Source organism: Cognatilysobacter lacus, from assembly GCF_008274655.1.
In the GTDB taxonomy this organism is placed as follows: domain Bacteria; phylum Pseudomonadota; class Gammaproteobacteria; order Xanthomonadales; family Xanthomonadaceae; genus Cognatilysobacter; species Cognatilysobacter lacus.
Window position 1 is genome coordinate 1 of the sequence record NZ_VTRV01000071.1, and the last position, 13,781, is coordinate 13,781.

12 protein-coding genes and 1 pseudogene are annotated in these 13,781 nt (G+C 68.1%); 4 read left to right on the top strand and 9 right to left on the bottom strand.

Annotation, left to right across the window (positions count from 1 at the left end; all coding sequences use genetic code 11):
• Nucleotides 1-415 (bottom strand): SURF1 family protein (locus FW784_RS07935; protein WP_187770723.1); only part of this gene is annotated, 415 nt, incomplete at its 3' end.
• A gap of 69 nt (nucleotides 416-484) precedes the next feature.
• On the opposite strand from FW784_RS07935, the gene FW784_RS07940 reads away from it, so the two are divergent.
• The gene (locus FW784_RS07940; RefSeq protein ID WP_149352813.1) at nucleotides 485-715 is read left to right on the top strand and encodes a twin transmembrane helix small protein; all 231 of its coding nucleotides are present in this window, start codon (nucleotides 485-487) and stop codon (nucleotides 713-715) included.
• A 66-nt stretch (nucleotides 716-781) separates the two neighbouring features.
• Here the strand turns inward: FW784_RS07940 and FW784_RS07945 are convergent, their stop codons facing one another.
• The 5 genes from FW784_RS07945 to coxB are packed head-to-tail and all read right to left on the bottom strand — an operon-like array spanning nucleotide 782 to nucleotide 5,012.
• Complete coding sequence (locus FW784_RS07945; protein WP_149352814.1) at nucleotides 782-1,660, bottom strand: cytochrome c oxidase subunit 3; 879 nt, start codon at nucleotides 1,658-1,660, stop codon at nucleotides 782-784.
• A 38-nt stretch (nucleotides 1,661-1,698) separates the two neighbouring features.
• A complete protein-coding gene (locus tag FW784_RS07950) occupies nucleotides 1,699-2,268 on the bottom strand; it encodes a cytochrome c oxidase assembly protein (protein ID WP_149352815.1) in 570 nt (189 codons plus the stop codon).
• Nucleotides 2,265-2,405: a hypothetical protein gene (locus FW784_RS14345; protein ID WP_187770724.1), complete on the bottom strand. Its 141-nt coding sequence runs from the start codon at nucleotides 2,403-2,405 to the stop codon at nucleotides 2,265-2,267. The genes FW784_RS07950 and FW784_RS14345 overlap by 4 nt, the downstream gene beginning before the upstream one ends.
• Nucleotides 2,406-2,408: 3 nt before the next feature.
• Complete coding sequence (gene ctaD, locus FW784_RS07955) at nucleotides 2,409-4,028, bottom strand: cytochrome c oxidase subunit I (protein ID WP_149352816.1); 1,620 nt, start codon at nucleotides 4,026-4,028, stop codon at nucleotides 2,409-2,411.
• 27 nt (nucleotides 4,029-4,055) lie between these two features.
• Nucleotides 4,056-5,012, bottom strand: coding sequence for a cytochrome c oxidase subunit II (gene coxB, locus FW784_RS07960; RefSeq protein ID WP_149352817.1), 957 nt, complete (start codon nucleotides 5,010-5,012; stop codon nucleotides 4,056-4,058).
• A gap of 339 nt (nucleotides 5,013-5,351) precedes the next feature.
• Here coxB and putA point away from each other — a divergent pair, with 339 nt between their 5' ends.
• Nucleotides 5,352-8,576 (top strand): bifunctional proline dehydrogenase/L-glutamate gamma-semialdehyde dehydrogenase PutA, encoded by a 3,225-nt coding sequence (putA, locus tag FW784_RS07965; RefSeq protein ID WP_149352818.1) that lies wholly within the window; start codon nucleotides 5,352-5,354, stop codon nucleotides 8,574-8,576.
• Nucleotides 8,577-9,147: 571 nt separating this feature from the next.
• Here the strand turns inward: putA and FW784_RS07970 are convergent.
• Nucleotides 9,148-10,515, bottom strand: a complete 1,368-nt coding sequence (locus FW784_RS07970; RefSeq protein ID WP_149352819.1) for an OmpP1/FadL family transporter — start codon at nucleotides 10,513-10,515, stop codon at nucleotides 9,148-9,150.
• Between the two features lie 165 nt (nucleotides 10,516-10,680).
• Between FW784_RS07970 and FW784_RS07975 the strand changes: the two genes are divergently transcribed.
• Complete coding sequence (locus tag FW784_RS07975) at nucleotides 10,681-11,373, top strand: rhomboid family intramembrane serine protease (protein WP_149352820.1); 693 nt, start codon at nucleotides 10,681-10,683, stop codon at nucleotides 11,371-11,373.
• 84 nt (nucleotides 11,374-11,457) lie between these two features.
• The gene (locus tag FW784_RS07980) at nucleotides 11,458-11,778 is read left to right on the top strand and encodes a DUF1820 family protein (protein WP_149352821.1); all 321 of its coding nucleotides are present in this window, start codon (nucleotides 11,458-11,460) and stop codon (nucleotides 11,776-11,778) included.
• Between the two features lie 108 nt (nucleotides 11,779-11,886).
• On the opposite strand, the pseudogene FW784_RS07985 reads toward FW784_RS07980, so the two are convergent.
• Both FW784_RS07985 and FW784_RS07990 read right to left on the bottom strand, forming a co-directional pair.
• A pseudogene (locus FW784_RS07985) lies at nucleotides 11,887-13,200 on the bottom strand (S41 family peptidase); the annotation flags it as partial.
• 209 nt (nucleotides 13,201-13,409) lie between these two features.
• A partial coding sequence (locus tag FW784_RS07990) for a murein hydrolase activator EnvC family protein (RefSeq protein WP_149352823.1) occupies nucleotides 13,410-13,781 on the bottom strand: 372 nt, incomplete at its 5' end.

The following is a 13,781-nucleotide window of genomic DNA, read 5'->3' on the forward strand; positions in this document are numbered from 1 at the left end:
GCAGGCCGCGCACGTCGACCTCGCCTGCGGGCGCGGAAACGTGCGGCAGCACGCGCGCTGCGCCGATCGGCAGCCAGCCCATGTCGACCAGCATCGGCATGCCGCCGACTGGCTGGAACACGGCGTAGTCGCGCACGCCGACGCGGCCTTCGCGCTGCTGGTTGTCGAGAAACAGCGGAGGCGTGGCGAGGAACCTGCCGCGCCCCGCGGCCCAGTCGTAATCGAGCGCACGCGCACTGTTTGCGGCGATCACGAGCGGCTGCGGCCGGCGCTCGTGCAGCACGCGACCGACATCGGCGAGCAGGTGCTCCTTCTCGACCGCGCGGTGCAATTGCCAGACGCCGAGGCGGGCGAAACCGGTTGCGAGCACCAGCGCACATGCCCATCCAACGATGAGCCGACCGCGCGCGCTCACGACAGCGCCCGTATCGGACGCGATAATGCGCGGCGGCACGTCGCCGCCCGAAATACCCAGGAGACACGCGTGAACCATTCGCTGAAGACGCTGTTCGTCATTGCCGTCCTGATCGCGATCGTCTGGAACCTCGGCGCGGGCCTGTACTACATGCTCGTCGACAAGGGCGGCAGCCGGCGCACGGTGAACGCTCTCACGCGCCGCATCGTGCTCTCGGTCGGCCTGATCCTGGCCATCATCTTCGCGGCATGGATGGGCTGGATCGATTTCCACAGCGTCGGTTCGAACCCGCCGCGCTGAGCCGGCGTTGAAGACGCCGACGGGCCGGCAGATACCGGCCCGGGGGAGGCGTCCTCGAACGTGGTGTCAGAGCACGTAGACGAACAGGAACAGGCCCAGCCAGACCACGTCGACGAAATGCCAGTACCAGGCGACCGCTTCGAACGCGAAGTGGTGGTCGCGGTCGAAATGGCCCTTCGCGCAGCGCAGCCAGATGATCGCCAGCATGATGGTGCCGAGCGTGACGTGCAGGCCGTGGAATCCGGTCAGCATGAAGAAGGTCGAGCCGTAGATGCCCGAGCCGAGCGTGAGGTTCAGCTGCTTGTAGGCCTCGCCGTATTCCGTGGCCTGCAGGAACAGGAAGGTGCAGCCGAGCAGCACCGTCAGGCCCAGCCAGAACAGCAACGACCTGCGGTGGCCACCCTTGAGCGCGTGGTGCGCGGCGGTGACCGTGCTGCCCGAGGTCAGCAGGATCAGCGTGTTGACCAGCGGCAGGCCCCACGCGGGAATCGTGCGGAACGGGCCGCCGACGCCGGCCGGGCCGTTGTTCGGCCAGCCCGCACTGAAGCTCTCCCACAGGATCGCGTGCGTCGCGGCGCCGTCGCCTTCGCCGCTGATCCACGGCAACGCGAAGGTGCGCGTGTAGAACAGCGCGCCGAAGAACGCGGCGAAGAACATCACTTCGGAAAAGATGAACCAGACCATGCCCATGCGGAACGAAACGTCCACCTGGTGGTTGTAACTGCCCGCGATCGACTCGCGGATCACGTCGCCGAACCACATGAAGAGCACCGACAGCACCAGCGCGAGGCCGACGAAGAACACCGGCCGGCCCCAGGCCAGCTCGTTGAGCCAGCTCGCGAAACCGATCATCGTGATGAACAGCGCGATCGAGCCGAGGAACGGCCAGCGGCTGCTGTGAGGCACGAAGTAGACGTTGCTGTCGGTCGGGTGGGCGAGGGCCATGTCGGCGTTCCGTAGTTCGTAATTCGAGGGTGCCGCGGTCACGGTGCCGCGCCGCGGCCGGCGGGCGTGGGGCCCAGGCGCGCGGTCAGCGTATCGTTGCGGAAGAAGGTATAGGACAGGGTGATCGTCGAGATGTCCGCGGGCAACTCGGGGTCGACGATGAAGCGCACCGGCATCTCTCGGGACTCACCCGCCGCCAGCGTCTGCGCGGTGAAGCAGAAGCATTCGGTCTTGATGAAATAGCGCGACGCGCGCGAGGGCGCGATCGACGGCGCCGCGCTGCCGACGATCGCACGCGTCGAGGTGTTGCGCGCGAAGTATGTGGTTTCGTACGGCTTCCCGGGCTGCACGCGCAGCGTCATCTGGTCGGGATGGAACTGCCAGTCGAGCTTGGAATTGACGTTGCCGTCGAATTGCACGGTCACCCAGCGGCTGCCGACCGCGCCGGCGCCGCCCACCGACTGCTGCGGCCCCTTGGCCAGGCGGATGCCGAACACCTTCTCGCAGGCGACGCGGTACAGCGGCACCAGGCTGAAGGTGAAACCGAACGCCAGCAGCGAGATGGCGACCAGCTTGCCCCACCCCGAACTGCGCGCCGGGGTGTTCATCGCGTCATCGCCGTGAACACGATGAAGCCTGCGAACACCGCCGCCGCGACCAGCCCGAGCACGAGCGCGGTCCGGCGTGCCCGCGCAGTGCGGGCGTCGGTCGGGCGCGGAGTGCCGGTGCCGGTCATGCTCGACATCGATCAGTGCGTGATGTCGCCGTGCGCGAGGTCACCGTCGCGGATGATGGGCGGCACGGTGAACGTGTGGTGCGGCGCCGGGCTCGGAACCGTCCACTCGAGGCCACGGGCACCTTCCCACACGCGCGCCGTCGCCGGCTCGCCGTACTTCTTCGAGTGCCACAGCACGAACAGCATGATGAACGGCGTGGCGAACATGCCGAACGCGCCGATCGAGCTGACCAGGTTCCAGTCCGCGAACACGACGTTGTAGTCGGGGATGCGGCGCGGCATACCGGCGAGGCCAAGGAAGTGCTGCGGGAAGAACAGCAGGTTGACGAACAGCATCGACCACCAGAAGTGGAAGCCCGCGAGCTTCTGGCTGTACATGCGCCCGGTCCACTTCGGCCACCAGTAGTAGACGGCGGCGATGATCGAGAACAGGGCGCCCGTTACCAGCACGTAGTGGAAGTGCGCCACGACGAAATACGTGTCGTGGTACTGGAAGTCCGCCGGCACGATCGCGAGCATCAGGCCCGAGAAGCCGCCAATGGTGAAGAGGATGACGAACGAGATCGCCCACTTCATCGGCGCTTCGAAGGTGAGCGAGGCGCGCCACATCGTGGTCACCCAGTTGAACACCTTCACGCCGGTCGGGATCGAGATCAGCATCGTCGCGAACATGAAGTAGATCTCGCCACCGAGCGGCATGCCGACGGTGAACATGTGGTGCGCCCACACGATGAACGAGAGGAACGCGATCGCGGCGGTCGCGTACACCATGGCCTGGTAGCCGAACAGCGGCTTGCGGCTGAAGGTCGGGATGATCTCCGACACGATCCCGAAGGCCGGCAGGATCATGATGTAGACCTCGGGGTGCCCGAAGAACCAGAAGATGTGCTGGAACATCACCGGGTCGCCGCCACCGGCCACGTTGAAGAAGCTGGTGTGGAAGTACTTGTCGGTGAGCAGCATCGTGACCGCGCCCGCCAGCACCGGCATGACGGCGATCAGCAGGAACGCGGTGATCAGCCACGTCCACGCGAAGATCGGCATCTTCAGCAGGTCGACGCCCGGGGCGCGCATGTTGAGGATGGTCGCGATGATGTTGATCGCGCCCATGATCGAGCTGATGCCCATCAGGTGGATCGCGAAGATCACGAACGCGACGTTGTAGCCGCCCTGCAGCGACAGCGGCGGATACATCGTCCAGCCACCGGCCGGCGCGCCGCCCGGCAGCGCGTACGTCATGAGCAGCAGCGTGAACGCGAACGGCAGGATCCAGAACGACCAGTTGTTCATGCGCGGCAACGCCATGTCCGGCGCGCCGATCTGCAGCGGGATCATCCAGTTGCCGAGCCCGACGAACGCCGGCATGACGCCGCCGAAGATCATCACCAGCGCATGCATGGTGGTGAACGAGTTGAACAGCATGGGATCGAAGAACTGCAGGCCAGGCTTTGCCAGCTCGAGGCGGATCAGCACCGACAGGAACGCGCCCACGATGAACATCGTGAACGAGAACACCAGGTAGAGCGTGCCGATGTCCTTGTGGTTCGTCGAGAAGAACCAGCGCTCGATGAAGCCCTGCTGGTGGCCGTGCTCATCGCTGTGATGGTCGGCGGCGGGATGCGTGACAGCCATGGGACTACCTCTGCGTATTCGGAGCGATCAGCCGGCGACCGGGGCGGTCGGGGCGTCGGAATTCGGGACGGCGGCGGCCGTCGGCTGTGCGTCGGCTGCAGGCGCTGCCGGAGATACGGGCGCGGCAGGTGCAGCGGATGCAGGCGCGACAGCCGGCGTCGACTGGTGCGCGGCGAGCCACTGCTGGAATTCGGCCTTGGGCACTGCGCGCACGACGATCGGCATGAAGCCGTGGTCCTTGCCGCAGAGCTCGGCGCACTGGCCGCGGTAGATGCCGGGGCGGTCGACCTTCGCCCATGCCTCGTTGACCAGGCCCGGGATGGCGTCCTGCTTCCAGCCCAAAGACGGCACCCACCACGCGTGGATCACGTCGTCGGCGGTCACCACGAAGCGGATCTTGGTGTTCACCGGCACCACGAGCTCGTTGTCGACTTCGAGCAGGTAGTTCGGATTGGCTTCGATCGTCGGCACCTTGCCGCTCTGGCGCAGCGCATCGCTCTCGCGCTTGAGGCGGCTGGTCATCGAGACCCCCTGCCCCATGTAGTCGTACTTCCACATCCACTGGTAGCCCGTGACCTTGATGGTCATCTCCGACCGGCGGACGTCGTACATGTTGATCAGCTTGCTGGTGGCCGGGAACGCCATTGCCACGAGCAGCACGATCGGGATCACCGTCCACAGCGCCTCGAGCTTGGTGCTGTGGGTGAAGTCGACATCGGCCACGGCGCCGCGCGACTTGCGGAACTTGAACATCGCGTAGCCCATCGCGCCGAACACGAGCACGCCGATGCCGACGCAGATCCACAGCGCGAGCATGTGCGCGTCGTAGGCGTTGTTCGACAGCTGCGTGACACCGCGGTTCATGTTGAGCTGCCAGCGATGCGGACGCGAAGGCTCCGGCAGGGCGGCCTGCGCAAAGGCGAGGACCGGCAGGGCGAGGGCTGTCAGGCCCGCGGCCCACTGCTTGATACGACCGGCTTTCATCAGATGGAGCCCCAGATCAGCAAATGGCGTTGGATTCGGAGTGCCCGCCGGCTACCGCCCGGCGCCGCGCCGGGCGCGATCACGTTGGACGGGGGAGCCGCCGAGGGCCGTCGTGGCCCGCATAGCCGGACAAACCGGAGCATGGCGGAAACCGAGAAATGTTAGCCCCGCAGGAGGGGTCGGGCAAGCCGAATCGACGGTGTGACGGGCGTCGCTGCGCGAATACGGCCGCGCGACGACCGATCGCGGACGTGTTCAGCGGGCCCCGGCAAAGGCTGCGTGCCCGTGCGCGACGACAGGCCTAGACTACGCGCCTTCCGTCGCAGTCGTTGGGATCCGATGCCGACTCCGCCCTCCACCGTGCCCGGCAGCGTGCCGGCGCGCGCCCTCATCGCGCCCGAACTCCCGGCCCCGCCGTCGGGTCCGCGCGCCGCGGTCACCGCAGGCTGGGTGCGCGACGAGTCCGCCCAGGTGCGCGCGTTGCTGACGCAGGCCCGCCTGCCCGAGGCCGACGGCAAAGCCGTGCAGGCCACCGCCGCCGACCTGGTCACCCGCGTGCGCGGTCGCACGAAGGACCAGGGCGCGATCGAAGCCTTCATGCGCCAGTACGACCTCGGCAGCGAGGAGGGCGTGCTCCTGATGTGCGTGGCCGAGGCGCTGCTCCGCATCCCCGACGCCGGCACCGCCGACCGCCTGATCCGCGACAAGCTGGGCGAGGCCGACTGGAAGCGCCACGTCGGGCAGTCGCCGTCGGTGCTCGTCAACGCCTCGACGTGGGGCCTGATGCTGACCGGCCACCTCGTCGACCTCGCCGACGACACCAAGCGCGACGTGCACGGCGCCTTCAAGCGCCTGCTCGGCCGCGTCGGCGAGCCGGTGATCCGCTTGGCGGTACGCCAGGCGATGCGCATCATGGGCCACCAGTTCGTGATGGGCCGGACCATCGACGAAGCCCTCGCGCGCTCGCGCAAGGGTGACAACGCCAATTACCGCTACTCGTTCGACATGCTCGGCGAGGCCGCGCTGACCGCCGCCGACGCCGCCCGCTACCTCGACGCCTACCGCACGGCGATCCATGCGATCGGCACGCATTCGGCCGCACAGGGCACGGTGGATCCGTCGAACGCGATCGCGGTATTCGCTGCGCCGTCGATCTCGGTGAAGCTCTCGGCGCTGCATCCGCGCTACGAGCACGCCAAGCGCACGCGCGTGCACGCCGAACTGGTGCCGCGCGTGCTCGAGCTTGCGCAACTGGCGAAGTCGTACGCGATCGGGTTCACGGTCGATGCGGAGGAAGCCGACCGCCTGGAGCTGTCGCTCGACGTGATCGCCGCCGCCTATGCGGATGAATCGCTCGCCGGCTGGGAAGGGTTCGGGCTGGCGATCCAGGCGTATTCCAAGCGCGCGCCGGAAGTCATCGACTTCATCGGCGATCTGGCGCGCCGCAGCGCCCGCCGCATTCCGGTGCGGCTGGTCAAGGGCGCGTACTGGGACGCGGAGGTCAAGCGCGCGCAGATGGACGGCATGCCGGGCTATCCGGTGTTCACGCGCAAGCCCAATACCGACGTCAGCTACCTCGCCAACGCGCGTCGCATGCTGGACGCGAGCGACGCGATCTACCCGATGTTCGCGACGCACAACGCGCAGACCATCGCGCACGTGCACCGCATGGCAGCGGGCCGCGCATTCGAGTTCCAGAAGTTGCACGGCATGGGCGACGACCTGTACGCGGAAGTGATTCCGGCGGAACGCTTGAACGTCCCCTGTCGCGTTTACGCGCCGGTCGGTTCGCACGAGGACCTGCTGCCGTACCTCGTGCGGCGCCTGCTCGAGAACGGCGCGAACTCGAGCTTCGTCAACCGCATCACCGACGAGTCGATCCCGGTCGACGAGCTCGTGCGCGATCCGATCGACGTGGTGTCGGCTTTCGAATCCATTCCGCATCCCCGTATTCCGCTGCCGGTCGACCTCTTCCGCAGCCATGGCCTTTCCAGGAGTAATTCGATGGGCGTGAACCTCGCCAACGACGACGCGCTGCGCGTCCTCGCCGACCAGGTCAATGCGGCCGCGTCGCAGACGTGGAGCGCCGAGCCGCTGGTGGCGGGCGTGCAGGCCGCGGGCGAGCGCATCGCGGTGACCAATCCGGCGGATCGCCGCGAGGTCGTCGGCCACTGGATCGCGGCCGACGCGGCGCTGGTCGAGCGCGCACTCGCGAACGCGGCTGCCGCGCAGGACGCCTGGAACAGCACGCCTGCCGCCAGTCGTGCCGCCATCCTCGAACACGCTTCGAACCTGCTCGAGCAGCGCATGCCGCTGTTCATCGCGATGTGCGCGAAGGAAGCCGGCAAGACCATTCCCGACGGCGTCGCCGAAGTGCGCGAGGCGATCGATTTCCTGCGCTACTACGCCGAACAGGCGCGCGTGCTGTTCAAGCTGGAGGCGTTACCGGGCCCGACCGGCGAATCGAACACGTTGCAGCTCTCGGGCCGTGGCACGTTCGTCTGCATATCGCCTTGGAACTTCCCGCTGGCAATCTTTATGGGCCAGGTCTGCGCGGCGCTCGCGGCAGGCAACTGCGTGATCGCGAAACCCGCCGAGCAGACCAACCTCGTCGGTCATGCCGCGGTGAAACTGCTGCACGAAGCCGGCATACCCGAAGCCGTGCTGCAGTTCCTGCCGGGCGACGGCGCGACCGTCGGCGCCGCGCTCACGCGCGACGATCGCATCGCCGGCGTGGCGTTCACCGGTTCCACCGACACCGCGCGTGCAATCAACCGCGCGCTGGCCGCGCGAGAGAACGCGCCCATCGGCACGCTGATCGCCGAGACCGGCGGCCAGAACGCGCTGATCGCCGACTCGTCCTCGCTGCCGGAGCAGGTGGTGAAGGATGCGATCGGCTCGGCATTCACCTCCGCCGGCCAGCGCTGCTCCGCCGCGCGCGTGCTGTTCGTGCAGGACGACATCGCCGACAAGGTGACGACGATGCTTGCCGGCGCGATGGCCGAGCTGGTCGTCGGCGACCCCGGCCTGCTGTCGACCGACGTCGGCCCGGTGATCGACGCGGACGCGTTGAAACTGCTCACCGATCATGCCGCGCGCATGGATCGGGAAGCCACGAAGATCGCCGAGGTATCGATGGGCGAAGCCACCGCGCATGGCAGTTTCTTCGCGCCGCGCGCCTACGAACTGCGTTCGCTCGACCAGCTGCATCGCGAGGTGTTCGGTCCGGTGCTGCACGTGATCCGCTGGAAGGCCGACCAGCTCGATGCGGTGATCGATGCGATCAACGCGACCGGTTACGGCCTGACGCTCGGCGTGCACTCGCGCATCGACGCGACGATCGACAAGATCGCCACTCGCATCAAGGTTGGCAACTGCTACGTCAACCGCAACCAGATCGGCGCGGTGGTCGGCGTGCAGCCGTTCGGTGGCCAGGGGCTGTCGGGCACCGGCCCGAAGGCAGGCGGCCCGCACTACCTGCCACGCTTCACGACGGAAAAGACGATCACCGTCAACACGACGGCCGCCGGCGGCAACGCGTCGCTGCTGACGCTCGGCGACTGACGCGCAGCCTCGGCGAAGAAGAGGATGAAGCCCCGCTCAGGCGGGGCTTTTTTCATGGCGACGGCGGCGCTGAGCGGAGTTTCGGCGACTGCATCCGCGCGATGCTCGAGGCACACGGTCGCGGCTGGCGAGTGACGCACGTGACGCACGTGGCCAAGCTGACACCGACACCGTCACTGCCACTGGCGGCGGCGCGGACCGCGCGCGACATGTTGCCAAGACAGCGCATGTCGTCGAGGCTTGATCGAACTCATCCGATCGGGAGCACCCGCCGTACGCATTGGTTTCCAAACGCTCCCCGCGACACCGGCGTTCGTGGCCGCATTATCTTTTCCGCGGGCTGAGCTTCAACCGCGCCCGATTCCGTCCTCGCGACATCCCGGACGTGTCGTCGCATGTTCCAGGCTTTTTTTTGCCGGCTGCGTTGCGCCGCCAATCAAGACGACCGCACTCACCCGCTGACGAAGCGGCACGAGCACACGGCTGCCCCGGACACCCCGCCCAACCGCGCGCGCATCAAAAAAAAAGCCCCGCCGAAGCGGGGCTTTTCCGTGTCACGTGATGCGGGCGATCAGAACTTGAACTGCGCCGCGACGCCGAACAGGTCCGCGTGCGCCTTGAACGTACCCGTCAGGTGCGAGCCGCTCGAGGACGTCGCGCCATTGATGGTCGGGTCGTCCACGTTGATGCGCATGTAGGCCGCATCCACGCTGATGGCGTCGCTGACGTTCCAGGTCGCGCCGAGCGAGAAGATCTTGCGGTTCTTGTCCGGAAGGCGCGGGGTGCGGTACGTGTCGTTGGTGGGCGACTCGTCCTTGGCGATACCGGCTCGCAGCGTCCAGGCCGGGCTCAGGTCCCACTCGCCGCCGAGCGAATAGAAGCTGGTGTCCTTCCACTGGAAGGGCTCGTTGCCGAGCACGCCACCGCCGCCGGTGAAGATCTTCACGGACTGCAGCGAATGCCAGTCGGTGGCCTGGTAGTCGGCCATCAGGCGGAACGCGTCGTTGAAGTCGTACTCGACGCTAATCGTGCTGACGCTCGGGGTGGTGAGCGGCGCGTTGATCGACTGGTCGGCGACGCGCGGGCCGAGCACGGCGGCAACCGCCGACGGCGCGGTGAAGTCGGCCTTGCCGGTGAGGTTGTGGTCGATCTCCGAACGGTGCGAGGCGCCGATCGTCAGGTGGTCGGTCGGCTTCCACTGCAGGCCGATGCGCCAGCCCAGGCTGGTGTCCTTGCCGCTGACTTCGACGTTGCCATCATTGGCCTGCGGACGGAACGGATAGGCCGGGTTGAGGCAGTTGGCCACGCTCGCGCCGAGGTTGCCCGGCACCGAGGCCGTGCAGATCGCGGTGCCGTAGTCGATGGCGTTGGTCAGCGTGACGTCCGCGCGCTGCAGGATCAGACCGGCGCCGATCGAGAAACGGTCGGTGACGGCGATGGCGGACGACAGGTTGAGGTCGACGGTCTTCACGTCGGACTTGATCGCGTTGTAGCGGCCGACCCATTGCGGGTCGTATTCGGTCTTGAGGCCGAACGGAGCATCGACGCTGACGCCCACGGTGACCTTGTCGAACGCGCCGGACAGCGGGAACACCGCCGAGATTGCCGGCACGAGCGTCGCGCTGCCCGGGTCGCCGCCATTGCCGCCGCTGAGCGGCGTGCCGATCGCGGTGGTGCCGCCGCCGGTGAAGCTGGCATCGAGGTTGATGTCGGTCATGTCGACCTGCACCGCGCTGCGATCGAAGTTGACCATCGCCGCCGGGTTGTTGGAGACCACCGACGCGTCGTGCTTGGCGACTGCCGTGCCCGAGTTGGCGCGACCGAGGTTCTTGACGCTGTTCTCGCGGATCTGGAAGCCCGAGGCGTGGGCATTGCCCATCGCGAGCGCGCCGGCGATGCCGAGCGCGAGCGCGGTGACGCGCATGAATCCATTGTGCATGTGACTCTCCGAAGGAAATTCGCTGCCGGCGGGCCGGCTGGTGTGGCTGGCCGACTGACGCGACCATGCGGCACCGAATATAGCCTTTAACCGTCTCGTAACAACAGGGTCGTCCGTCGGCGTCCCTGCTGGTTCATGATGCGCGGGCCCGCAAGGAAGCCGCCCGTGTTCGTCGCCATCCCGCCCCGCGAGAAGTCGCCCCTGCCGTGGGCCATGCCGGCGGTATTCGTCGCGCTGTGGGGCTGTTTCGTCTTGGCCAGCCTGTTGCCGGACAGCAGCCAGCGGCACCTGCTGGTCGAATGGGGTGCGCTCTCGGGCGACCTCCGGTCGCTGCCGGCGCTCTGGGGCTCGGTGCTGAACGGGCATCTGGCGCGGCTGGTGACGGCGCTGTTCCTGCACGCCGACTGGGCCCACCTGCTGGGCAACCTGTTGTTCCTGTTGATCTTTGGTGCGCCCGCCGAGCGCGCGATGGGGCCGTGGCGCTTCCTGGCGCTGTTCCTGGTCGGCGGCGCGGTGGCCAACCTCGCGGCCGTGCTGGCGATCGAAACCCCGGACCGCCTGATCATCGGCGCGAGCGGCGCTGTCTCGGCGTTGATCGGTGCCTACCTGGCGCTGTTCCCATCCGCGCGGCTCGGGCTCGTGCTGCCGCTGGGGTTGTTCCTGCAGTTCGTGCGCATGCCGGCGGCGGTGCTGATCGGCGTATGGGCGGCCCTGCAGGTGGTCTACACGTTCGTCGGTCCCGCGTCCGGCGCGGTGGCCTGGTCGGCGCACCTGGCCGGCTTCGCGTTCGGCGGCGCGTTCGCGGTGGTCTCGCGGCGCGCCATCAAACGCCGCATGAAGCGCGGTCGCGGGTTCTGAGCACGGCGCCGGCGGACGGCGCATCCTGTTGAACCGGAGCGCCCGCGCCCCCATCCGAATGCGTCCGCCGTGGACGCGCATGACATGCCCAAGCCGCTCTACAAGATCACCTTCCTCAACGCCGGCAAGGTGTACGAGATCTACGCGCGCCACGTCACCAGCGGTGCGCTGTGGGGTTTCACCGAAGTCGGCGAGCTGGTGTTCGACGTCAACGAGGGCGTCGTCGTCGACCCGACCGAAGAGCGCCTGCGCGACGAATTCGCCAACACGCGGGTCCTGCACCTGCCGATGCATTCGATCGTTCGTATCGAGGAAGTCGAGCGCAAGGCGCAGTCGGCGATTCGCGACGCCGCCACGGGCGAACGCGTGGTCACGCCATTCCCGGTCCCCGGCCGGCCGCGCTGAACCCGCCGCTGGGTTCCTGACGCGCGGACGCCGTCCGCAGGCGCCGCGGTCCGGCGCGCTGCGATGTTTGCTTCCCCGCAGCGCCCGTTACTTGTGCGGCGCAGACGGCGCCACGCCCGCCATCCGCTTCAGCTCGCCGAGGGCGAGCGCGATGTAGCCCTCGCCTTCCAGCACGTCGCCCGCACGGGTAACGTCGCCGGCCTCGCCCTGCAGGTGGCCGGGGAGGCTTGCCTCGGACAGGCCGGGGCGGGCGTCGGGATCCTTCGGGGCCGCGAACGCGACGTCCGGCACGATGCCGAGCGCCTGGATCGACTTGCCGCTGGGCGTGAAGTAACGCGCGGTGGTCAGTTTGACCGAGTCGCCGTTGTCGAGCGGCAGCACCGTCTGCACCGAACCCTTGCCGAACGTGCGGCTGCCGACGATGCGCGCGCGGCCGTCGTCCTTCAGCGCCCCGGCGAGCACTTCGGACGCGCTGGCCGAACCGCCGTCGACCAGCACCACGAGCGGCGCGCCGTCCAGACGATCGCCGGGGGTCGCGGAGAACTGTGCATCGCTGATGGGCATCCGCCCACGCGTGCTGACGATGCCGCCCTTGTCGATGAGGTCGTCCGCGATCTGCACCGCGCTGGTCAGCAGGCCGCCGGGATTGCTGCGAAGGTCCATCACGAGGCCGCGCAGCCTGCCGCCCGCCTTCAGCTTGTCTAGCGCCTTCTCGAAGTCCGCCGCGGTGTCGGCCTGGAAGGCAGCCACGCGCACGTAGCCGAAGCCCGGCTCGAGCATGCGCGCGCGCACCGAGGTGATGTGGATGGTCTCGCGCACCACGGTGATGTCGAGCGGTTTCTTCGCGTTCCTGCGCAGCACGGTCAGCACGACCTTGGTCCCGGCGGCGCCACGCAGCGGCGCGGAGCTGTCGCCCTCGTCGGGGCGGAACGGCTTGCCATCGATCGCCACGATCACATCGCCGGCCTTGATGCCCGCCTTCGCCGCCGGTGTGTCGTCGATCGCCGCTACCACCTTCAGCGTGCCGTTCTCCTGGCGCTGCAGCTCGACGCCGATGCCTTCGTACGCGCCTTCGGAGCTCTGGTTGAAATCTTCCGCGGCGCTCTTGTCGAAGTAGGTGCTGTGCGGGTCGAGGTCGAGCAGCAGCCCGTGCACGGCGGCGCGCATCAGCTTCTCGTCGCTGACCGGCTCCACGTACGCCTGCTTCACGGCGTTGTAGACGGTGACGAAACGGCGGATCTCGTCGAGCGGCACCTTCGAGGCGTCGTCGGCGGCCTGTTTGGCAGCCGCGGCGGTCGCGGGCGACGGCGCCTTCTCCGCCGGCGCCTTCGTGCCGGCAGGCGGGGGCGTCGCGGGCGCCTGTTGCGCCGCGAGCGGTAGCGCTGCGGTAAGCAGGGCGAGGGCGAGCAGGCGACGGCGCATGGCGACTCCGGAAGGGGAACGACGGTCGGACCGCCGCGGGACGTGCGAGTTCAGCACGTTAGCCGGCCCTGCGGAAAGACGTGTACACATGGGCCGTGCGGTGCCTGCCGCGACCGCGCGGCAGTGGGCGTCGCCGATGCGGATGCTGCGTGGATTTCGGGCGAAGCCGGGCCACGGCCATTGACCCGCAGGCCGCGGCCTGGATTGCCTCAGCGATGCAGCCAGACACCTGGATCGACCGGCGAGCCGCCACGTCGCAACTCGAAATAGAGCGACGGCCGGCCCTGTCCGCCCGACGTGCCGACGGTGGCGACGGGGTCGCCCCGGTGCACCTGCGTGCCGGCGTCCTTCAGCAGGCCGTCGTTGTGCGCGTAAAGACTCATGTAGCCGTTGCCGTGGTCGATGATCAGCAACTGGCCGTAGCCGGTCATCCATTCCGCATACACAACGGTGCCATCGGCGACCGCGCGCACCGGCGTGCCTGCGCTGGCGGCGATCAGAAGGCCGTCGCTGCGACGTCCGTCCGGCATCGTGCCGCCGTAGCCTGCGAGCAGCGCGCCGGCCACCGGCCAACCCAGCCC